At 64.7% G+C, this 20,822-nt stretch carries 17 protein-coding genes and 2 pseudogenes; 7 read left to right on the forward strand and 12 right to left on the reverse strand.

What is annotated here, in order from left to right; translation table 11 throughout:
- Positions 1-78 precede the first annotated feature (78 nt).
- From B9A95_RS30630 to B9A95_RS30640, 3 genes are all read right to left on the reverse strand, one after another.
- Positions 79-1,155, reverse strand: a complete 1,077-nt coding sequence (locus B9A95_RS30630; RefSeq protein ID WP_084051365.1) for an NHL repeat-containing protein — start codon at positions 1,153-1,155, stop codon at positions 79-81.
- Positions 1,122-1,427 carry a hypothetical protein gene (locus B9A95_RS30635; RefSeq protein ID WP_084051366.1) on the reverse strand — a complete coding sequence of 102 codons (306 nt, stop codon included), beginning with the start codon at positions 1,425-1,427 and terminating at the stop codon, positions 1,122-1,124. The genes B9A95_RS30630 and B9A95_RS30635 overlap by 34 nt, the downstream gene beginning before the upstream one ends.
- A 102-nt stretch (positions 1,428-1,529) precedes the next feature.
- Complete coding sequence (locus tag B9A95_RS30640; protein ID WP_084051367.1) at positions 1,530-1,751, reverse strand: hypothetical protein; 222 nt, start codon at positions 1,749-1,751, stop codon at positions 1,530-1,532.
- Between the two features lie 99 nt (positions 1,752-1,850).
- Here B9A95_RS30640 and B9A95_RS30645 point away from each other — a divergent pair, with 99 nt between their 5' ends.
- Both B9A95_RS30645 and B9A95_RS30650 read left to right on the forward strand, forming a co-directional pair.
- Positions 1,851-3,416 carry an AfsR/SARP family transcriptional regulator gene (locus tag B9A95_RS30645; RefSeq protein ID WP_084051368.1) on the forward strand — a complete coding sequence of 522 codons (1,566 nt, stop codon included), beginning with the start codon at positions 1,851-1,853 and terminating at the stop codon, positions 3,414-3,416.
- Positions 3,413-6,784 carry an ATP-binding protein gene (locus B9A95_RS30650; protein ID WP_084051369.1) on the forward strand — a complete coding sequence of 1,124 codons (3,372 nt, stop codon included), beginning with the start codon at positions 3,413-3,415 and terminating at the stop codon, positions 6,782-6,784. Before B9A95_RS30645 ends, B9A95_RS30650 begins: the two co-directional genes overlap by 4 nt.
- A gap of 487 nt (positions 6,785-7,271) precedes the next feature.
- Here the strand turns inward: B9A95_RS30650 and B9A95_RS30655 are convergent, their stop codons facing one another.
- From B9A95_RS30655 to B9A95_RS37480, 5 genes are all read right to left on the reverse strand, one after another.
- On the reverse strand, positions 7,272-7,472 hold the full coding sequence (locus B9A95_RS30655; protein WP_139807182.1) for a hypothetical protein: 201 nt from the start codon (positions 7,470-7,472) through the stop codon (positions 7,272-7,274).
- A 719-nt stretch (positions 7,473-8,191) separates the two neighbouring features.
- Complete coding sequence (locus tag B9A95_RS30665) at positions 8,192-9,544, reverse strand: multicopper oxidase family protein (RefSeq protein ID WP_084051372.1); 1,353 nt, start codon at positions 9,542-9,544, stop codon at positions 8,192-8,194.
- 374 nt (positions 9,545-9,918) lie between these two features.
- Positions 9,919-10,281, reverse strand: a complete 363-nt coding sequence (locus B9A95_RS37475) for a transposase (protein ID WP_425430000.1) — start codon at positions 10,279-10,281, stop codon at positions 9,919-9,921.
- An 18-nt stretch (positions 10,282-10,299) separates the two neighbouring features.
- On the reverse strand, positions 10,300-10,443 hold the full coding sequence (locus B9A95_RS34350) for a hypothetical protein (protein WP_170928868.1): 144 nt from the start codon (positions 10,441-10,443) through the stop codon (positions 10,300-10,302).
- A complete protein-coding gene (locus B9A95_RS37480) occupies positions 10,401-10,922 on the reverse strand; it encodes an IS110 family transposase (RefSeq protein ID WP_425429996.1) in 522 nt (173 codons plus the stop codon). Before B9A95_RS37480 ends, B9A95_RS34350 begins: the two co-directional genes overlap by 43 nt.
- A gap of 357 nt (positions 10,923-11,279) precedes the next feature.
- Here B9A95_RS37480 and B9A95_RS30680 point away from each other — a divergent pair, with 357 nt between their 5' ends.
- Complete coding sequence (locus B9A95_RS30680; RefSeq protein ID WP_170928883.1) at positions 11,280-12,005, forward strand: HD-GYP domain-containing protein; 726 nt, start codon at positions 11,280-11,282, stop codon at positions 12,003-12,005.
- A gap of 206 nt (positions 12,006-12,211) precedes the next feature.
- On the opposite strand, the pseudogene B9A95_RS30685 reads toward B9A95_RS30680, so the two are convergent.
- A pseudogene (locus B9A95_RS30685) lies at positions 12,212-13,209 on the reverse strand (IS4 family transposase).
- Between the two features lie 524 nt (positions 13,210-13,733).
- Here B9A95_RS30685 and B9A95_RS30690 point away from each other — a divergent pair.
- The gene (locus B9A95_RS30690; protein WP_084051376.1) at positions 13,734-13,955 is read left to right on the forward strand and encodes a hypothetical protein; all 222 of its coding nucleotides are present in this window, start codon (positions 13,734-13,736) and stop codon (positions 13,953-13,955) included.
- 118 nt (positions 13,956-14,073) lie between these two features.
- Here B9A95_RS30690 and B9A95_RS37485 read toward each other — a convergent pair.
- Positions 14,074-15,359: pseudogene (locus B9A95_RS37485) on the reverse strand (IS701 family transposase).
- A gap of 387 nt (positions 15,360-15,746) precedes the next feature.
- Between B9A95_RS37485 and B9A95_RS30710 the strand changes: the two are divergent.
- Entirely contained in the window at positions 15,747-16,553 is an 807-nt protein-coding gene (locus B9A95_RS30710; RefSeq protein WP_084051378.1) for a substrate-binding periplasmic protein, read from the forward strand.
- Between the two features lie 239 nt (positions 16,554-16,792).
- Here B9A95_RS30710 and B9A95_RS30715 read toward each other — a convergent pair whose 3' ends face one another.
- Together B9A95_RS30715 and B9A95_RS32985 are read right to left on the reverse strand one after the other, a co-directional pair.
- Entirely contained in the window at positions 16,793-17,041 is a 249-nt protein-coding gene (locus B9A95_RS30715) for a hypothetical protein (RefSeq protein WP_084051379.1), read from the reverse strand.
- 83 nt (positions 17,042-17,124) lie between these two features.
- Positions 17,125-17,310 carry a hypothetical protein gene (locus B9A95_RS32985; protein ID WP_139807184.1) on the reverse strand — a complete coding sequence of 62 codons (186 nt, stop codon included), beginning with the start codon at positions 17,308-17,310 and terminating at the stop codon, positions 17,125-17,127.
- A 294-nt stretch (positions 17,311-17,604) separates the two neighbouring features.
- Here B9A95_RS32985 and B9A95_RS30720 point away from each other — a divergent pair, with 294 nt between their 5' ends.
- Entirely contained in the window at positions 17,605-17,823 is a 219-nt protein-coding gene (locus tag B9A95_RS30720) for a hypothetical protein (RefSeq protein WP_084051380.1), read from the forward strand.
- Between the two features lie 173 nt (positions 17,824-17,996).
- Complete coding sequence (locus B9A95_RS30725) at positions 17,997-20,222, forward strand: hypothetical protein (protein ID WP_084051381.1); 2,226 nt, start codon at positions 17,997-17,999, stop codon at positions 20,220-20,222.
- Positions 20,223-20,822 lie beyond the last annotated feature (600 nt).

Raw genomic sequence — 20,822 nt, forward strand, 5'->3', positions numbered from 1 at the left:
TCGTTCCGTTCCCCCGTGAGCACAATCCAGGTGGCGGGGACGCAGTCGCCGGGTTGCAGGACGACACGACCAGCGTGTTCATGCGGTGCTCGCCCGCCGGCACGAGCCGGCCCTGGGCAGCCACCTGCACGGAGCGGGCGGTTCCAGCATTCTCCAGGAGGGTGCTGACCTTCCCTCCAGCGCCGAAGCTGGAGTCGAGCGCCCCCGAGGCCGTGTACCTCGCAGCCTCAAATATGTCCCCTCCCACTGCGATGCGACAATCTTGCCGCCCTGCAGGGCCAGCGCGTACACCTTGTCCGAGGAGCTGACCGCCGTGACGGCGGTGTTCACCGTACCGCCCGTGCCGAAGGCGTCGTCGAGGGCGCCGGAGGGCGTGTACCGGGCCAGGGCGAAGTCCACGCCGGTCGTGGCGCTGGAGAAGCTCGGCGAGCCGCCCACCACGATCTTCCCGCCGGGCTGGACCAGTGCGGCGTTGACCCGGTCCCCGGCGCCGGCGCTGCTCCCAAAGGTGGTCAGGACCTTGCCGTTCGTACCGAAGCTGGCGCCGGGTTGACCGCTTGCCGTCAGGCGCACCGTGCCGAACGCTGCGGCGCCGTCCCGGGTAAAGCGCGCCACCGCAACGTCGGGCGAGGTCGCGCCGCTGCCGCCGGAGCCTGTCACCAAGAGCTTGCCGTCACTTTGCACGACCACAGCGCTCAGGTAATCGTCGCCGTCGCCCATCGGGGCCACGCTGACGCCACCCATGCCGAAGGTCGTGTCCAGGCTCCCTGCGGGACCGCGCAGCGTCACGGTAAGGGCCTTGGTCACGCTGGCCACGTCCGTCCCGGTCCCCGTCAGGGGGACGGCGGTGGGCTGCGAGTGCGGGGTGCTGGCCGCCGCACTGAACGTCACCGTCGCGCTCGTCTGATCGGCCGCAAGGGTCACGGGGGCCGCGCTCGTCCCCGCTGGGAGACCACCCACGTTCAGCGTGACAGCCCCTGCAAAGCCGTTCTTGCGGGCGGCGTTGACTGTCAGGCCCGCGCTCGTTCCCGTCACGACGGGAAGTTTGTCGCCGGAGAGCCTCAGGTCGAAGCTGCTGGAGGGTTGGGTCTGGGTCACGGTGATGTTCGCCGTGTGGCTCGTCACGCCGCCTGTGCTGGCGGTGACGTGCGCCATGCCCGCGCCCCCATTCCGGTCACGACGCCGCCCGCCACCTTTGCGACCGCCTCGCTGCTGGACTTCCAGGTGAAGGTGGTGTTCGGCAAAACCTGGCCCTGCGCGTTCCCCGCAGTGGCGGTGAGGGTGGTGCTCTGACCTGCCCCCACGCTGGCGCTGCCCGGAGTGGGTTCGGTGGTCTGGACGGTGAGGGCGGAAGTGCTGCCGCCCGTGGAGCAGGCGAAAAGGGCAGCGGAGAGCGGGAGGGCGCTGGTCAGGGTGAGTGCTCGCATGGTGGGGTCTCCTTGCCTGTTGGCCCCATCACGGTAGAAAAGTACCCCTGATTCGGGCGTGACTGGGGGAGTGGGTTGGGTGGGGTGGACCTGAAATCAGGGCTACAGGTCCTGGGGAGCGCTGTCCACCGGACGCTGAGTCAGGACATGCTTTCCAAGGAAGTGCAGCAGCACCTCCGGCGTGGCGAAGTAGCGCCTCCGGTCGTCGTGGGGGAGCAGCACCGAGGCCCGCCACACCGGGCGCGGCCCGTCGAACTCGTACCAGACGCGCAGCAGGTAGACCTCGTGTTCAGTGGGGGAAAGGACGCGGCTGTCGTCGTTCATATCGTGGGCCTCCAGCACCGCTCGGCAGTGTCGGGGAAGCCTAGACGGGGCGGCATGATTGGGGCCTGATTGCGGACGAAGTGCTAACATTTAGACCTCATGAACATGCCGACTTGGCACCTCCAGGTTCTGGGTCAGGCGCGGCTGAACGGCCCCACAGGGACGGCCTCGCCGGTTGAGCGCAAGCTGGCGGCGTGCCTGGCCTACCTGGCCTACCTGGCCTTGGAGGGGCCTACATCCCGTTCACGCCTCGTTGGACTCCTGTGGTCCGACCCGCCCGGGGCAACCGCCCGGAACAATCTCCCGCAGATGCTGCGCAAACTGCGCCTCGCCAACGGCACCGAATTCACTGCTGGAACCGGTGAATTTGACCTCCTCTCTGGACTGGAGGTGGACGCGGCACGGGCCCGGGGCGCCTCCGCGCAGGCCCGCCTCAACGAATTGCTGGACCTGGGTGGGGAATTCTTCCAGAACCAGAGGTACGGCGACTGCCCGGACCTTGACGGGTGGGTGATGGCCCGGCGCGAACGGCTCTTGGAATGGCGAACCCAGGCGAGGCGACACAGGGCTGCCCGGCTGGCGCGGGCGGGCGATCTCCCGGCGGCCCTGGTCCATGGCTGCGGGCTCCTCGACCTCGGTCCCCGCGGGTTCGGCACCGAATCCCTGCCCGGGACCGTGCGGCTGGCCCGCGAGATCGGCCGTGGCACGGTCCCGATGCCCTCCACCCCACCAGTGGGGCGTGAACCGCCCCTGGCCGTGTCGCGCCCCCAGCACCTGAGCGGGCGTGAGCGCGAGCGGAAGATATTGGAGCAGGCCTGGCAGGCGGGCCAGTGGATTTCCATTCCCGGAGAGCCTGGCCCGGGCCAGGCTCTCCTCGCCTTCGGTTTCGCAGCGAGCAAGGGCGAATTCACCGTGTACTCCCGGCAATCCGGCAACCGGGTGCAGTCCTGGGCAGCGCTCACCCGCACGTTGCGGCACGAGGAGGAGCGCCGCCCGGACCTCATGCCCCGGACGAAACCGTGGGTGCGCCCGGAGTTGTGTCGTTTTGCGCCCGAGATCGCCCCTCTGGGTCAGTTCACGGCGGTCATCGCCAGTGAGGAGGACCTGCTGCGGTTGCGTGAAGCCCACACATTCTGGACCGCTGCCGTCCACGACGGTCTGCTCAGCAACGTGTGTGACGGCTGGCAGTTCTTCGGCGACAGCACGAACGCGGTGGGCGCCTTCACGTTCGGCACCAGCTTTCCGCTGCGACAGCCGGGCGGTATGCCGCGCGTGGTCGCCACCTTGCAGAGCGACTTCGGCGCCGAGCGGGTGGCCGAGGTGCCCGGTGCGCCGCTCCTCGGCCTGCTGGGAGCATTGCCGAGCATTGACGGCAGGAAAGCAAGCCCGGGGCGGCCCTGCCGTTCCTCCGGCGGGCCGCGCGCTGGGCTCAGGACCAGTACCGCTTGGAGGAGGCCGCCCGCGTTCACGGCGAGGTGGCTGAGGTGCGGGACGCGCCGGGAGACAAGGCCGGTGCCGCCCAGGCTGGGCGGCTGGCCCTCCTGCCCAGGCCCCAGCCGCTCCCGTCCCACGGCTGAAACCCTGCCTACCGAGGAGGTCATGATGTCCAGTCCTATGCATCCCACGCCGCTCGACGCGCTCGCCTCCCCCTGGGGACGGAGATGAGCGCGGTGTGGCATGCCCAGGTTCTGGGGCAGGTCCGCCTGACGGGTCCCGGGCAAGTTGTCGTCCCGCTGGAACGCAAGCTGGCGGCGTGCCTCGCGTACCTCGCGCTGGAGGGCACCACGTCCCGCTCGCGCCTCGTCGGGCTGCTGTGGCCCGATTCGCCGGAAGCCACCGCCAGAAACAACCTCTCACAGATGCTGCGCAAATTGCGCCTCGCCACAGGTGCGGACCTGATCGGGGGGAGTGACGAGGTGGGCCTGAGGCCAGCGCTGGCGGTCGACGCCGCGCAAGCGCGCGCTGCACTGACCCAGGGCCGTCTCGCTGATTTGCTGGAGCTGGACGGAACGCTGCTGCACCACCTGAGCTACGACGACTGTCCGGACCTCGACGACTGGGTGACGGCTCAGCGCGAACAACTTCAGGAGTGGCGAACCGGGGCGCTGCGGGCCCAACTGCTGAGGGCGGAGCGGGACGGCGAAGTCGGAGAGGCCCTCGCCCTGGCCCGGCGGCTGCTCGACCTCGACCCGGTGTCTGAGGAAGCCTGGCGTCACGTCATGCGGCTGACGTACCTGTCCGGCGACCGCCCGGCGGCCCTGCGCGCTTACCGGCGCTGCCAGCAGGTGCTGCGGCGCGAATTCGGCGTGGACCCGCTGCCCGAGACGGCGGATCTCGCCCGTGAGATCGACCGGGGTACGGTGCCGGCCCCGAGGCCTTCCCGGTCCGCTGCCCTCTCCCTCGCGGTGCAGCGCCCGCCGCACCTCGTGGGCCGCGAGCGCGAGTGGGCCCAGATGGAGGCGGCCTGGGAGCGGGGAGCGACCTACATCTACATCCGGGGCGCGCCCGGGGCCGGCAAGACGCGCCTGGCCCAGGACTTCGCGGCGAGCAAGGGCGAGTTCGTGGTGTACGAGGGCCGCCCGGGTGATACCCAGGTGCCCTTCGCGTCCTCGGCCCGCAATGCCCGGACGGTGCTGGGCCGCTTTCCCGACGTGCCCCTTCAGGAGTGGGTGCGGCGCGAGATGGCGCGGGTGCTGCCCGAACTGGCGAGGGAAGGCGAGGTCCTGGCCCCCCTGAGCAGCGAGTCGGACGTGTTGCGGCTTCGGCAGGCCATGCAGGTGTTTTTCGCCGAGCGGAATGAGGGCCTCGCCGCCGTGGTGGCGGATGACTGGCAGTTTTTCGACTACGAGTCCAACCAGGACGGCGCGTTTATGTGGAATACGCCCCTGCCACAGGGGATGAAGGGCCGGCTGCCACCCATGCTGATCACCTACCGCAAGGGCGAGGTGGCCCCCGAGAGCGAGGCGCTGATCCTGCGCCTGATTGAGGCGGGACAGGGCATCCTGATCGACCTCGAACCGCTGGAAGGCGACGGCGTGGGCACGCTGATGGACGACCTCGGTGTGCCGGACGACCCGGGGGTGCGCGCGCGGCTGCACGCCCACTGCGGCGGCAATCCGCTGTTCCTCCTCGAAACCGTTCGGCACCTCCTCGAAACCGGCCAGCTGGCTCAGGGCCTCCCCGAACGGCTGCCCCTGCCGCCCAGGGTGGGACAACTTATTGAGCGCCGCCTCGCGCTGCTCTCGACCCCGGCACTTCAGGCGGCCCGGGCCGCCGCCACCCTGCAGCGCGACTTTGACGTCGAACTCGTGGCCCAGGTGCTGGGCGCGCCCCTCTTCGACCTGATGACCGCCTGGGAGGAACTCGGCGCGGCCCAGATCGTCACCGGGGAGCGCTTCTCGCACGACCTGGTGTACGAGGCGGTTCGTCAGGGCGTCCCCGCCTCTGTGCAGCCCCTGTTGCACCGGGGCGCGGCCCGGGCGCTTGAAGGGCAGGGCGCGCACCCGGCCCGCATCGCCTCCCACTGGAAGGAGGGCGGCAAACCCGCTCTGGCTGCGCCCCAGTGGGTCAAGGCCGCCGAACAGGCGCAGGCCCGCTACCTGAACCCCACCGCTGCGCAGAACCTGGGCCAGGCCGGAGAAGCCTACTGGGCAGCGGGCGAGGCGGAGGCTGCCTTTGGAGCCTGGGGCCAGCAGGGGGAGCTGCTGTTCTACCTGGAAGACCTCCCTTCCCTCGAAGCCCTGGCGCAGACCATGTGCGAGCGGGCGAGGACCCCCCCCCAGAAGGCGCTGGCCTACCGCATCGACAGCGCCGCCGCGCTGATGCGGGGCGAGGTGGAGCGGGGGCTGGAGACCGCCGGGCTCGGCCTGGCCTGTGCGGTCCAGGCGGGTGATCTGCGTCTGGAAGCCGACCTGCTCGAAGTGCTGATCTTCGCCAGTTACCAACAGGGCTTCTCGCCCGACCCGGCGGCCTGGCTGGAGCGCATGCTCACGGTGGGAGACGCGCTGAACGCTCCGGCCCTTCAGGCCAAGACCCACGACCTCTGGGCGCTGTACCTGAGCGTCTCCCACCCGCGCGAGGCCCTGCGCCACGCCGAGGGCGGAGAGGTGCTCTACCGCACGCTGGGCGACGTGCAGGGTGCCGCGGCCTGTGCGCAGAAGATCGCGGGCATGCACCTCAGGTTCGGCGACGTCCACACGGCCCGTGAGGCCCTCGCCCGTATGGCAACCTACCTCGAGCGGGGCACCGCGATGGCGACCCAGCGGCTCTTCCTGCTGGAGAGCGAGGCGTGGTGCGACTATGCTCAGGGCCGCATGGCGGGAGCGCTGAACGCCCTCGATCAGGCCCTGCGGCTGGAGGTGATGCACGGCTCCGTCTGGACGCCCGAGGTGCGGGCGTGGCGGGCGACCGTCCTCGCCGAACTGGGCGCGTCCCGCGACGCCCTCGCGGAGGCGCGCGACCTGCTGCGGACCCTGCCGGACTCGCCCAACCAGCTCCCTGAGGTCCGGGTGCTCGTGCTGGACCTGATTGCGAACCTGGGACACCGGGAGGAAGCGGAGGCAGCCCTGCGCGAGGCCGGGCGGGTTCTGCAGGGCAGGGGATACTGGGCGGCACGCCTGGACCTCGCCCGCGCAGCTCTGTTCGGCCCGCAAGAACGCCTGCCCCTGCTTGAGGCGGTGCTGGGCCGCAGCCGCGAGGAGGGCTTCCGCGGAGTGGCGCTCGGTGCCGAAGTGCGCCGCAACGCCGCCCGGCTGGAACTGGGGCTGCCGCCCCTGCCCTGGGAGGCCCCACCCGAGGACCACCCTGCCGGGGTGATCGGCCTCCTGGAGTGGCGGGAGGTGCGGGCGCGGGTGGCGCGGATACTCGGCCCTGACCGTGGGACCCAGGCGCTTGCCGATCTCCGCGCCTGGGTCCAGCAGACCGCCGAGCATGACGTGCCCACCGAGTACCGTGCGCGCTTTGAGGAGTGGGCCCAGGTGGCCTTCCGGCGCTCCGCTGCCGACCCGGTCGTCCTCGCCCACGAGGCGAACTGAGCAGCGCGGCTCCCAAAACCCACGGGAAGGAACCGGGGGTGCCTCCTTGAGGCGGTTTCCTCCGTATCTGGTGAGGAGCCCCCAGTTCAGTTGTCCTGGCTGAGGTTCCGTTCCACTCAAGACCGGTTGCGCAGTGGCAGATCAAGTTTACGAAAACGCTGTCTGGGTCGACCATAACCAACCCAGATTGGTTTTGGTTCAAAAAGAAGGGCTTTTCCCCTACCCAGACGCCGTTTCTGGAGCCTCGCCTCCTTACTGCGCAACACGCCTTCAGATCTTGGTCGGCACGCCCGGAAAATTCCCGGTCGCGGCGAACCCGCCGGTGAGCGACGCGGCGTGGGTGGAAGCGTTCTGACCGACCACCTTGGCGTCCTGCAGCCCCTCCGGGGAGTCCCCTCTCCGCCTTCACGCCGACCACCTTGAACGTGTGGACCTGCTTGAAGGTCTTCAGCCCGGAGCCCTCGAAGCCAGACTGGACGTTTCGGGGCTACGGGCCCGTCTCGGTGCAGGTGACCTTGCCCTGCCACCCGGGCGTCTCGTCCGTGACCGTAACATTCAAGACCAGGATGAGAGGGCCATTCGGGGGATCTTCCACGTCCACCGTCCCTGGCTTGCCGGGCTTCTCCGTGGGGGACGTGCGGCTGGCGGTACCGTCTCCCTTGGTCCCGGTGGCGCTCAACGTTCTCACACTGCTGTTTCCCTCCCCCACGTTGAGGACGCTATGGCGCAGCCACACCCGCTGGTGGGGCGCCGGGCAACGGCACGAAGAGGCCGTTCTCATCCTGGGAGGGCGCGCTGCAGTACACGGCCCTGAGGGCCCGCCCCCTGACCTTTGACCTTAGCGCATTTGTCTGAATGGCGCCGCGGGTGGAAAGGCAGCCCTCACGGCGCCCCACCGACCAGCCGCTGTTGGTCTCCACGGACACAGTACGGGCGGTGAGGTCGCGGACAGGCTTGCGGTACATCTGCCACACGCCGGTTTTGTCCTGAGAGGCGATGCTGAGGGGCTGCGGTGCGGAGCCCTCCACGTCCTGGTCCGTGTGAAGGTCAGTTTGACCGGCTTGGCGAACTGGGTGCCTCCGGGGGTCAGGCGGTAGGCGTGGCCGCGCTGCCCGGGCGCGGTGCCGCTGAGCAGCAGTATCGGCGCTCAAGGCTCCGGCGGGAATGTCGATTCTCACGCTGCCTCCCGGCAGGGTCAGCCTTCCCCGGCGGCACCGACTGTGGCCGTAATGGGGGGGAGCCCATGGTTGTGCCGACTGGGGAGGAACTGGGCTGCGGTTGGGGCGAGGGACCGGGCGTGCGCGGCCCCCGCGCTCGCCTCGGTGCCTCAGACGCTAGAAAGCGGACCCTGATTGCAGCGTGACTGGCGGTTGTGGGCCTTTGTGCTGGGGATAAGCGGAACGCCCGCTACTCCACGGCCACCGTCCCGGTCATGAAGGGGTGGGGCAGGCAGTGGTACGCGAACGTGCCCGTTCGCGGAAAGGTGAGGGTCACCTGCCCATGCGGGGGTAACTCACGGTGCACTTCCTGCCCGCCCAACGTCACGACGACCTCGTGCGCTACGGCGTCGTGGTTTTCCCAGGTCACGCTCCCGCCCGCCTTGATGTGGACGGCTTCCGGATTGAACTCGAAGTTTGAGATCGTGACCACGCTGCTGGCGGTGGTCGAGGACACATCCATGCTGCCCATGCCGGACATGTCCCGATGTCCGTGGTCATGGGCCTGGATGGGCGCGGGGGTGCCGTCTGCCCTCAGCGCTGGGCTCCCCTCCACGTCAAAGTGCATCCCCCCCGGGTACTGGCCCCCTGTCGTGTTGGCGTTGCTGTTGTGGTCGTGCCAGGGAAAGGTTCCGTCCCGCCCCTTCACCAGCACGTCATACCGCTCTCCCGGCAGGATGGGCAGGGTGTCGGCCATATACGGAACGCTCAGGTCGTGCCCGTCTTTGGCGGTCACCAGAAAGCTGGTGCCATGCAGATGCAGACTGTGGGGCTGCGCGCCCACGTTCAGGAGGCGCACGAGGTGCGTCTCACCCGCCAGAATCTTCAGGGGCGGGATGAAGGGAAAGGCCCTGCCGTTGACCAGAAACTCGTCGTACTGGGGCTGGTAGGGGAGTTTGGCGGCGTCATGGTGGCTGTCCCACTCGTCGAGGATCAGGGTGTGGTCTTGCGACCACACCGGCTTGTGGTCCGGGTCCTCCACGATCAGGGCGCCGTACATGCCCATGTCGAGGTGGACGTTGGTCTGGAAGTGGCAGTGGTAGGCGAAGGTGCCCGCTTCGGTGGCGACGAACTCGTAGGTGAAGGACTGCCCGGGCAATACCTCGCCGCTGAGGTGGGGCACACCGTCCATTTCCTGCGCGAGGGAGGTGATGCCGTGCAGGTGCAGGGCGTGCGGTTGGTCGTGGGTGTTCACCAGGGTGACGCGCACCCGCTCGCCGACCTTGACGCGGAGTTCGGGCCCGGGGACGGTGGCGGCTTGACCCGGGAAGCCGAAGGCCCACGCCTCCACCCTGACGCCAGGCGCGATCTCGGTCTGAATGCGGTGGACTTCCAGGGTAAACGCGTGCACGCCCCGAGTGGCCTGCGAGAGCGGAACAGTACCCTCATGGCGGGCGAGGAACTGCCGCACGATCTGCGCGCGGAGGTTTACGACAGGTGCCGGTGACGCGGTTGTGCCGCGCGCAAGCGTGGCACCGAACGTCAGGCTGCCCAGCAGGCAAGCCCACGCAAGGCGGCGGGAGGGCAGACGAGGTTTGAACATGGTGGGCTCCTTTGCAGGTGAGAAAAACTTCCTGGGCGCTGGCAGCGTAGGGGGGACAGCGTGACTGCACCCTGATTCCCGAGGCTGTCGACCTGGCCGGTCTGGAGGCCGCACTGCGGGTACCGCTCCTTTCAACGGCAATCACCCGCGAATCAGGCCGCAGCCGTCCATCTCCCCCAGCGGCCAGATGTGACGGTTACGCAAACCGCACGGGATCTGGGAACCGGCATCTCTACCCTGCAGCGTTGGGTTCGAGAAGCCGGTCAGGAAGGTGATGCCGCATTTCCCAGGCTCGGGCGTCAGAACCTGAGGCCCGAGAAAAGATTCAACGGCTGCGCAAAGAGAACGAGATCCTACGTGAGGAACGGGAAATCCTAGATAGGTTTCGTAGGCGGGACGTCAAGCTCTGCCTGACGTCGGGCCAGCTCGGCCATGCGGGGAAAGAAAGCTGTCCTGGTACGGTTGGCCGGACCGTACAACTGCCGGGCCAATACGCAGCAGTTTGCGTCCAGGGCGATCAAAGCCACCTGAGGTGGTTTTCCTTTCTCCTGCAAGCCGGGAGAGTAGGTGCGTAAGCGGCTGCGTGACTTCGAGGCTCCAAGGGCAGAAAGATGAGCGATCCGCCGCAGCCGAGTATTCCCCGTTTTGGAGATCCTGCCTCGACCCGGACGCGCACCCGACTGTCGGGGCGCGGGTGCCATGCCAGCTGCTGCTGAAATCTCCCGTCCTGCGCCGATCTGCGCGAAGCCCTCGGTTTACGCAAGCACCGTGAGTGCCGAGATCAATGCAGATCCAGGGACGCTGAGCAGCAACTGAAGTTGCTGCGCCAAGCTGGCATCCTGTTCTACCCGCGCCTTCAGCGCCTGTTCAACTTCATCAACCTGGCGCTGCAGTTCCAAACGCTGCTGAGACGAAGAATCGCGATAGGCGAGGCGTGCTGAGCGTCTTTTAAGGCCATGAGGTGGGTGTCCTCCTGGGTCCGTTGCGCCAACACAGCTTCTCGTTCCGGCGTCAACTGCTTGGGCTCGGCCCTCACCCGAGCTGGAGGGGTCCGGGCTGGTGGCTGCGTCACACCCCCGTACTGCGCGGTGATCTCCGCATCCACGGCATCGGTCTTCCCGCACCTCAAGGCTGACCTGGCAAAGTACTTGATCTGCACAGGGTTAACGGCGCTGACCCGCAGACCAAATCGGTGGAAATGGTGAGCTGGCCGCTCGCAGGGCACATTGGTCGCTTCCATCACCACATGGACTTGCTTTCCATTCGCCTGCTTCACAACCCAGTTTGCCATTTGCTCCAATCCTGCAGCTGGGGAGGGAACAGCAGAATATATAAAGGAAGAAGATGGGGGTTTTTTCCCACCTCCTTCCCGGGTCACTGAAAATGGTTCACCTCAGCCGCGGCAAAGTTACCTTGTGGTCCAACACCTCCGACAACTTCAGAAGAGTGGACCAAACCTCAACGAAAGGAGGAGTTCCAAGATCCATCCGAGGAAAACGCAGCTTGCATTTGCTCCGTCTACGACCCGGCTCTGAACCACTTTGCCCTTCGCGGGAGGCCTTCGCCTCCTGGCCGACCAGCAACGCTCGCTCGACTTCCACCCGCCGAGGACCGGCAAGCCAGGCACGTTGACGCAGGCCGCGCTTCAGAACGGCGTGGCCACACCCCCCCAATGCAGGACAGACCCCCCGTCCCGTCATCCTGCAATCATCCTCGGTCGCTTAGGGTGGGTCCTATGAGCCCCTCGTCTGTCCTTTCCTCTTGCCCCAGCACCTCGCTGCCGGACTTCCAGGCAGAGGGAATGAGCATGGGCCACGTTCAGGGCCCCCAGCCCGTCCTCCTGCCGACCTCCAGGAACGCCCCGGTTTCCGATACCCACTGTCCCGGCTCACCGCGTACGCAACCGGTCGAAGCCATCGTGCGCGAACTTCTCGGTGAACTCGGAACCTATGACGAGACATCCCTGTACCACAGCGTCCGGGTGGCCCGTCTGGCCCGCACACTGGGTCGGGCGCTCAACCTGACGCCGGTCCAGCGGCAGGAGTTGCACTGGGGTGCGCTGTTACATGACATCGGCAAATTGGCCGTGCCCAGGTTGGTCCTGAACAAACCTTGCGCATTGACCAGCGAGGAACGCGCCTGGGTGGACCTGCACGCTTCCGCCGGGGCGGAACTGCTCGCTGGTTATGCTGTCTTCCCCCACGCCGTCGTCAGCATCGCCCGCCACCACCACGACGCCTGGAAGAATGCAGGGGCAGCGCTCCCCCTGCTCACGAAGATTGTGGCAGTCGCTGACGTGTACGACGCCCTCACCTCAGAGCGCCCCTATAAACCCGCCTGGACGCCAGCCGCTGCTTTTGCCGAACTTCAACGTCAGGCAGGCCAAGGGATTGATCCCCAGCTGGTGACCGCATTCGCCGAAGCAATCCGAGCCTGCCCGGACTTCGAATCCAGCCTGTAGCGCGGGAAAGGGGAAGCGGATTCGCCGTCCCACCCGTTCGTCACTCCCCTTAGAGACCGGTTGAGCAGCGCAGGCCGGTGAGGGGTCACGGGACACACCATTCATTTTCCTGGACCTCCTGTACGGCGAATGGCTCTGGAAGCGTACACAAAGACGCATACGTGATTAAAGTGAGTCTAAGACGTGCTTAATCCAGAGAAAGAGGGTTAACGCCGACTACCCTTCAAAACGCGGGCCAAGGTGTGCCATGAGGTCGGGGAGGGATGCAAAAGGAGGTTCTGGAAGGGATCCAGGCCTTACCGAAACACGGACACCGCACGGTGTCCGTGTGCTTTGCGTTTGATGCCTTGTTGTGCTTCCTGAACGTGCCCGGTGAGGCAACGCCACAGCGACGACGGTCAGCAGCGTCGTGACGCGCTCTGGTCGGGTGAGCCCGGTGTCCTCCAGGTTGAAGCCTCTGGCGTTCAGTGCGGCCTGTAGGTTCTCGGTCTACCAGCGCTGTGCCCAGGTGTCTAAGGTTCGGTCCGGCGTGCCCGCGATGCGCCAGGTACAACATCTCACCAGCAGCGTTTTTCGTTGCTGCAACGCGGAGAGAGACGCCATAGACCTTGACCGGACGGTGCCAGACACGGACTTCCCCTGGTTACACGTTCCTGAATGCGGCGGATACGGGCAAGCCGTACCCACCTCCTGTGGCTCGAGCGGGAAGGCGGATACAGGGGGCAATCCCTTGCTGCTCCAGGAATTTGAAGCCGTGCTCACCGATGAACGCTCGGTCCGCGAGGATGCAGCGTATGTTGCGCTCAGGACAGGTGGTGACGAAGCGCCCGTGAAGCGCTTCTCTCGTTCGTTGGCGACTGGAGCCGCCATGCGCGAGAAGGGTCCACATCAGCGGCAGACTGAACCCATTCCATACGGCGGACAGCAGGAGGACGTTGACGTCACGCTGTCCGAGCTTCCAGTTCGTCCGATCAAGAATCAGATCAAGTTCGCCCTCCGGGAGCAAGGACACAGCAAAGCGGCTAAACAGTTCTTCGGGCAACGAAAGTTGCATGTTCTCGTTGCAGACGCTGGTCCCACGTTTCTCCACGACCGGGCAGGGGAACGTGATTCTTGAGCGTGTGCAGGACGCTTGGATCATCGCCAGGATCAGAGCAGCAAAGACGGACAGGCGTCAGGCGTCCAGGGGGAACGCAGACCGCATTGCGGTCTAGGGCGCCCTGCTCCTGGGTGCTTTCACCGCAGATACACCCGACTGGGGCCGGCTTTTTCACTCCTTCCGGACGTTTTGAAGGGTGGTCAGAAGTTGCCCTCTTCCTGTACTCAATGTTCTTGCCGGTGCAGGCGCACAAGGCGGCGGAAAACAGTCGTAGCGCGCGAGGCGCAGGGGTGCAAAACTTCGGAGGCGAACTGAGAACAGGTGCAGTGCGTGGTGAGCAGAGGAGGGAACTTCGGGGGTGGGACGGGAAGAGGGGTTATTACACTTACTCGTATATATTTTCCCTTTCCCATACCCCGAGCCTCAAGGATAGAACTGTTCCATTCACCATCACCTCTTGAGCGCCTCTTCATTGTCACTGCCGAAGCCACGACCTCTCGCACATTCAGCAACACTGCTCTCCTGATTCGGTCCATAGTGCATTCATCAACACGGAAAGGCTGCTGGGCACCTGGCCACGCAACTTCGTGACCATGTCCTGCAGGACATGGCTTCCCGGGAGTCACCGCATGCAAAACCGTAATATTGCCCATCTGTTCACCGCTGCCGGAGCCATCTCCATTCTCGGCTCCATCGCCATCTGGGCCAGCCAGGGCGGACAAGGCCGTTCTGCCGAGGAACGTGCGCACGGTGAGCGGTTTGGCATCTTCGTGGGGTTATGGGCCCCTACCTTTTTTGTTCTGGCAAACCACTTCAACAAGGCCGCACCGCTTCAGGACGAAAAGCCGTAATACCCAACGGTCTGAAGCACCCAGCAACTCTTTGTTCATAAGGCCGATTAGTGGTCTGATAGAGAAGTAAGTTGGGAGATAAGTTTTCCTCTGCACTGTAGCTGTACTTCGGGGAAATTCAGGGACCACTGAATAAAGCTGTGCAGGCGCGACAAGATCGGCATTGAGGTGGCAGGGGCCCACCTCCGCTCGTATGGTAGGAACGGTGTTTCCTTTGAGGTCATCGGGCTGGGTCAAGCGCAACCATTGAAGGAAGGTCAGAGCCACCATGCACAGCACGGCGTGGTGATAGAGGCCCTGCCAGGAACGACCCTCAAAGTGGTCCAGACCGACTTCGTCCTTCAGCTCTCGGTGCGTCAACTCACAAGCCCAGCGGCGCTTGTTCACCTCCACCAGACGAGAAAGTGGAGTGTTTTCGGGCAAGTTGCAGACGTAATATTTGCGTTCCTCTCCCCGGCGTTGTTCCCCAATAATCCAGGCGGCTTGCCCAGGAAGGTGCTGGCCCTGCGCGTTCTCCTCTCCATCGGCGAGACGCACGCACACGGCGGCAAAGCGTCCTGAGAGGGGGGGCCCTTGGTCCCATGTCGCCACACCAGGTGCTGCATGGCAGCACCTTTGAGGACCTCTTCGACCGATTGCCGGTCTTCTGAGGGGGTGGGGGACTTGGGTCTTCTGCCCCGAAAGAACTTGGGGATGGGGATCAATCGGACCTCCTTGGGATAGACCCTCTGCGTGCGGGTGATCCCGACGGACCACAGCAGTCCACGCTCGGTCAGCGCGTGGCGGAACTGAGGCGCCACGCGCTGACCGAGCGTCCGCCAAAACCATGCCGAAGGTCACGTGTTCGCGCACCCGGTCCAACTCCTGAAGAGCCAACGCCCATTTGGTCTGTGGCTGCTGGTGTTCCAGTGGAACACCAGCAGCTTGAAGACGCACCGGATCACTGGTCCACTCCTGCGGGAGGAAGAGTCGTAGGGCCAGGGGGACAGGCAAGTGGGCCAAGGTCAGGGAGACCAGACACTGACAGGACGTGATCTTGCCCACCTGTCCTGAATATTGACGGGCCACGCCCACAGACTTCGTTCCAAACTTGGTCAGGCAGGTATCGTCAATGATCAGGACAGCGTCTTTGCCTCCAAGCATCTGCTGGGCCCGCTCAGCCAGCAGCGTTTCGAGGGGATGAGTCGTCCAGGGACTGTCGGTGATGAAGTGCTGAACGTGGTCTTCTTTCCCAGGAGCGACCACGGCAGCCAGAGGGTGCATGCTTTTCCGCGACGCAGCGCTGCACAATCCTCGGACGTACAACGGTGCCCAAGTCCGTTGTGCTGCGTGGCGAAAGTGCGTTAGAAAGGGCGCAAACCAAGTGGGAAAGTGTCGGACCCAGGGCGACATAGCACCTGGCATAGCTGGAGGCCAGCATCGGTCATGCTGGCCTCCCTGGTCCTACTCTGGATTTCCCCGAAGTACAGTTAGCGTTGGGGTTGAAGAAGGGACGCCCTCTTTTAACGCCCCAATGAAGGGAACGGCAGCCGTGGCTGCCGTTCCCTTTCTATAAATGCTGCGTTCTCCTCTTTCCCAGCAAAAGCCTCATCGTAATTGTTAGTAAGTTCACCCTGTTTACGAAACAAGTGGGGAGGCTTACTCAGGATTGTCATAAATTAGAGAGAGTCTCGGATCTATCCTTCCTGTCAAAGAACCCACCCTTCCCATGCCTGTCTTTCGCAGGTAGAGACGTTCTGTTGGTTGGCCACAACCTTCGCAGTTCGTTCACTTCGTCTGTCGAGGTTTATCATGATTATTGTTCACGCTTCACGCGCTCCCCTTCTCCTGCTGACCGCCCTGTTGGGGGGAGCAGCCCTGTTTCCTGCACACGCTCAGGCAGGCGACCTCGCCAAAATTCAGAGCAGTGGCAAGTTCAGAATCGGTTTCTCCACCGACACGCCCGGTCTGGTCACCTGGGAGAACGGCAAAGCAGCGGGCTTTGCGGTTGAGGTTGTGGACATGATTGCCAAGGATATCAAGGTGAAGGGCGTCACCTGGCAGAAGGTCGCCACCCCTGAGCAGCTGGTCAAGGATTTGCGGGCCGGCAAGCTCGACGCGATTATGGACGTCAATCTGCCGCTGCAGTTGGACAATGTTGCGCGGCAGGCGCCCTTCACTTGTACCGGAGGGGTGCTGCTCAGCCGTCCCGGTGGGCCCGAGTTCGAAGAGGACATCAAGGGACAGCGCATCGCTGTGGCGACGAACAGCCCCTACTTCTATTACGTGCGTAACCTCCCCTTCGAGAAGAAGGTCAACGTATTTGCCAACTCAGACCAGGCGCTGCTGGCCTTCCTGTCGGGCTCGGTTGACTCGCTGGTCCTCGACCGTTTCGACGCCCTGAAGATGTACAACCGGGTCGGGGCCAAGAAGCTTCATATCAGCTCCCCTCTGTGGAACCAGCACCTGCAGTTGGTGACGCCCGGTTCATCCCGCCGTGACAGCGCCCTGTCCGCCGCCTACAATGTCGCGTTCACAAAATTGGAAGACAACGGCACCTATGCCAGGCTGAGCAAGAAGTACTTCCAACAAGACGTCAGCTGCGAAGGCTGGAACTAAGCTCGACTTCGGCCATTTACCGAAGTCAGGCAGCACAACAGAGGAGGTCTGCAAGGCGTTCGGTGAAGGCCGGTGGGACTTGAACGTCTTCCTGACCTGGGACAGATATACGAAAAGTCGGAACCCTCAGCAGCACGACTTTCGCTGGCGTCGCCCTTCGTCTGTGAGGGCAGGGACTGGCGATGAAGGGCCACGATGCATCGTCCACCTCCGCCGACTCCTATTTCCAACTTACTTCTCTACCGGACCGCCAAGGAAGTTTCATACGTTTGATCCTTGATGAGGGCATGGGTCAACACCCGCATCTGTTTTTGAAGCCCGACGAGCGCGCCGAGCTTGAGCGCCTTGTCGATACGGATACCCATCGTGCGCGCAAGGTCGCGCGCGCGCATCCTGCTGCTGGTCGACCGCAAGGCCACAAGCGCAGCCATCAGGAGATTGCCGATGCGCTCGGCACAACTCCTGGGCGCGTCGGGCGCATCAAGCACACCTACCTACAACATGGCACTCCACGGCAAGTCCAGAAGTGTCACGCCGCCTAAAATCACCGGCGACATTGAGGCCAAGCTCGTCATGCTGGCGTGCAGCGGGCCGCAAACGTTGGACGCTGCGCCTCCTTGCCGAGCAGATGACCGAGCGGGGTTACTTCAACTTCATCAGCAACGTCGCTGCGTACCACCGTCTGAAAAAAACGAGCTTCGAAGCCATGGTGCATCGGCAAGCGCAGCGCCAAGCTCGTGGCCAAGATGGAAGACATCATTGACGTATACACGGCCTGTGGGACCTTCGTTGCGGTGTGCGCGCCGAAGGTCCACGGGCTGGAGTCGGGCCGTGTAGGAGCTCAAGCCTGAAGCCGTTTGGCCAGGGCCACGCCTGGTTTCTTCCAGCGCGCGCCCTCCGCGCCCCGCATCACCTTGCACAGCTCGCATGCACCCGCAACGAACAGATGCGGGTGCATGCTGCTTTTTTCCGTTGAAGCATTCCCCTTCCAGACGCAAATAGACGGTGAGCAGACGGCCGAATGGCTAGCCTCGCGCCGAGGAGGAACAAGATGCAAAACGGCGTGTTGGGCAATGGCGATGGACCGGTGGATTTCAAAGTGCGCCTGTGGCGGCAGGAAGGGGAGCGGTGCCACTGGACCCTGGAAAGTCCTGGGGGGCCTTGGGATGTGGAGCGGTTCGATTCGCTGGCTGAACTGACGCAGCGGCTCAGTGAGTTGGTGCGCCAGCACAGCGTGCAGGGGAAGGCGCCGCGGCCAGGCCTGCAGTAGGCGCTGCGTCTACCGGACGCGGCGCTGCGTCCACCGCAGCGGTGGACGGTGAGTAGACGCCCCTCTCCGTAAGCTCTGCTCAGAAGTCAGGCAAGAGCCGAGCGGGAACGCCAACGCCCACTTCAAAACCCAGTTCCCTTCACACTCCCCTTTCCGCAACAAGGAGAAGTCACATGTCTACTGTCCTGAAGTTCACCGCTGCCCTCACCCTCGGCCTCCTCACCCTCTCCTCCTGCGGCACGTCGACCCCGACGCCTGGCGGTTCTACAGGCGGTGGCAACAATGGCGGAAGCACGACCCCCAGGGACACCGCTCCCGTCGAGCCAATCATCCGCCCCGAGGCCCGCATTCCCGACGCCCAGAGCCGCGCCGCGCTGACCACCTTCCAGAAGCTGCCCAGCAACGGCAAACGTGCCATGTACGAAATGCGCTACCAGTCCACCCCCTTCACCGAAGCCATCCAGCCGGGCAACGTGCTGGTGAGCGAACCCGGTCCCAACGCGCCCTACGGTTACCTCGTCAAGGTCACGAACGTGAAGCGCGAGGGCGGCGTGATCATCGTGCAGGCCGAACAGGGGCGCATCACCGACGCGGTGGCCCGTGGACGCATCGATCTTCAGCAGGCCCTCAAGCCCGAGAAGCTCGCCAAGCAGACCCTCGCCCCGGGTGTCCAACTCGCCACCAGCAGCGCTGCGGGCCAGGGCCACCTGAGCGCCCAGTCGGACGATCCCCTCGTCGACTGGCAGAAGACGTACGGGTACAGCGTCTCGCTGAATAAGGTGCTGTACGACATCGACGGGGACGAGAAGACCCTGGACGACCAGACGGGCAGCAAGGGCAACTTCTACTTCAACCTGGGGCTGGACTTCATGCTGGACGTCAACTGGTTCGACCTCGACTTCCGCGCCAAGGTGGACGTCGACCAGGGCACCAACCTGCAGCTGTACGCCCGCGGCAAGTACGAGTTCAAGAAGGAATTCAAACTTTCCGAGCTGCAGTTCTCGCCCATCACGGTGCCGATCGGCCCAGTAACGGTGGTGATCGTGCCGGTGGTGACGCTGTACCTCGACGCGAGCGGCAAGATTCAGGGTGAGGTGAACTACGCGTTACAGCAGACGCTGAAGGCGTCTGCTGGGGTGGAGTACATCGACGAGTTCAAGAACCTGTCGAGCGGTCCGGACTGGACGTTCAAGCACTCCGGCATCCAGGCGAGTGCGAGCGCCGAAGCGCAGGTCGGTCCCCGCGTGCGGCTGGCGATGCTCCTGTACGGCGTGGCCGGTGCCTACGGCGAGGCCCGCGCCTACGCCAACTTCAAGGCGCAGTATCCCGCCAAGCCCCTGTGGAAACTCGACCTCTGCGGCGCGGGCAACGTGGGTGTGGAGGCGGACCTGTTCTTCGACGAGTTCTCCTACTCCGCCGAGGTCTTCAAAAAGTGCAAGTCCATCGCCGAAGCGCAAAACGCTGCGCCCGTCATCAATAGCTTCACCGCAGAGCGCGACAACATCTTTGGCGGAGGTGTGGGCAACGACCTGACCCTCACCGATGACGTCAAGATCTGCGCCACGGCCAAGGATCCCGAGAATGATCCCTTCACGCTGAGCTACGCCAGCGACAAAGAAGCCCTGCCTGCCGTGGGACCAGACGGCTGCGTGGTCTACCGCTTCAAAACCACTGGCACCCGCAAACTGACCGTCACGGCCACCGACAGCGAAGGCGCCAAGTCCTCCAAATCCATCGACGTCAACATCACGGCCGTCAATCAGCCTGTGCCCACCGCGACCATCCAGGCCCCAACGGCAGGCGAAACCCTGTACCTGAACGGCAACAGCGTGACTGTGCCGCTGATGGGATCGTCCAGCCTCAACGATTGTCAGAAGGAAAAGTGGACCAGCTCCGTCGCCACCGACGCCATGCCCGCCAACAACTGCGGCTCGCCCGCTGCCCTGTTCAGCGCCGCTGGCAACCGGACGCTGACCCTGACAGCGACCAATTCGGAAAATGAGGTCGGCAAGGCCCAGGTCACCGTGAACGTGCAGCCCAAACCCGCCGCCAATGTCCCGGCCAGCGCGAACATCACCAGTCCCGACAAAGGCGTCAGCTACTACGATGGCGATCTCATCCCCGTCGTCGCCCTGCTCAAAGACGCCAACAACGACGCCGTGACCTACACCCTGAAGGTGCAGCAGGGCAATAACGCGGCCACCCAGAAGGTGCTGATGTCGGGAACGCTGAACAACACCCAGGCGGGGCAGACCATCAAGAAGAACTTCAAGACCAGCGACGTCTTCGCCGGATGCCCCGAGGGTGACTTCACCCTGATCCTCGAAGCCACCGACAGCAAGCAACCCGCCCCAACGGTCTCCACCCGCTCCTACAAACAGATTAAGTGCCTCTCCTGATCCCCTCCCCACCCCGCTGACCCCGCTCCCCGCGGGGTCTTTCCTCGTTTCGATATGCCGATCAACCTCACCTCTGACACAATTCAGCGGGGCTCTCGCACCTTCACGACGTCTCTTTGCCATCGGAACGCTCACCCTCCTGTTCGGAGCCCACCAGTTCCTGCTCCATCCCCTGTTTGTGGCACTCGCCCGGAGGTGTTCGCCCTTTCAGCCTCCATCCGGGCGATCAGTTCAGGCTCTCGGACATCCGGGATGGTGAGCCACTCCCGTACGGCAGGCGCCCCGCGTCGTATTCCCGGCGCAACGCGGTCTCGACGGCATGCGAAGCGGAGTGTCACGCTGCGACCACCCTGCTCAGCAGGCTCAGCACCAACCCGAACTTCTGCGTGAACAAGGACAAGGAGGCCAGCAACGCGCAGGTCCGTGAGATTGATCAGAAGCTCATCGACGAGTTGCGGCCCTTCTCCAAGGGGAGGAGGCAATGGCCCGCTCGACCGCTCTGGGCAGCGAGCGGGTGACTGCCAGGGCAGTCACCCGCACCACGTCCTCCACTTAACGCGAGCAGCGCATCTACGCCGGGGAATGGACCAAGGCGCATTA

Origin of the sequence: Deinococcus hopiensis KR-140 (assembly GCF_900176165.1) — a bacterium.
GTDB classification, from domain to species: Bacteria; Deinococcota; Deinococci; order Deinococcales; family Deinococcaceae; genus Deinococcus; species Deinococcus hopiensis.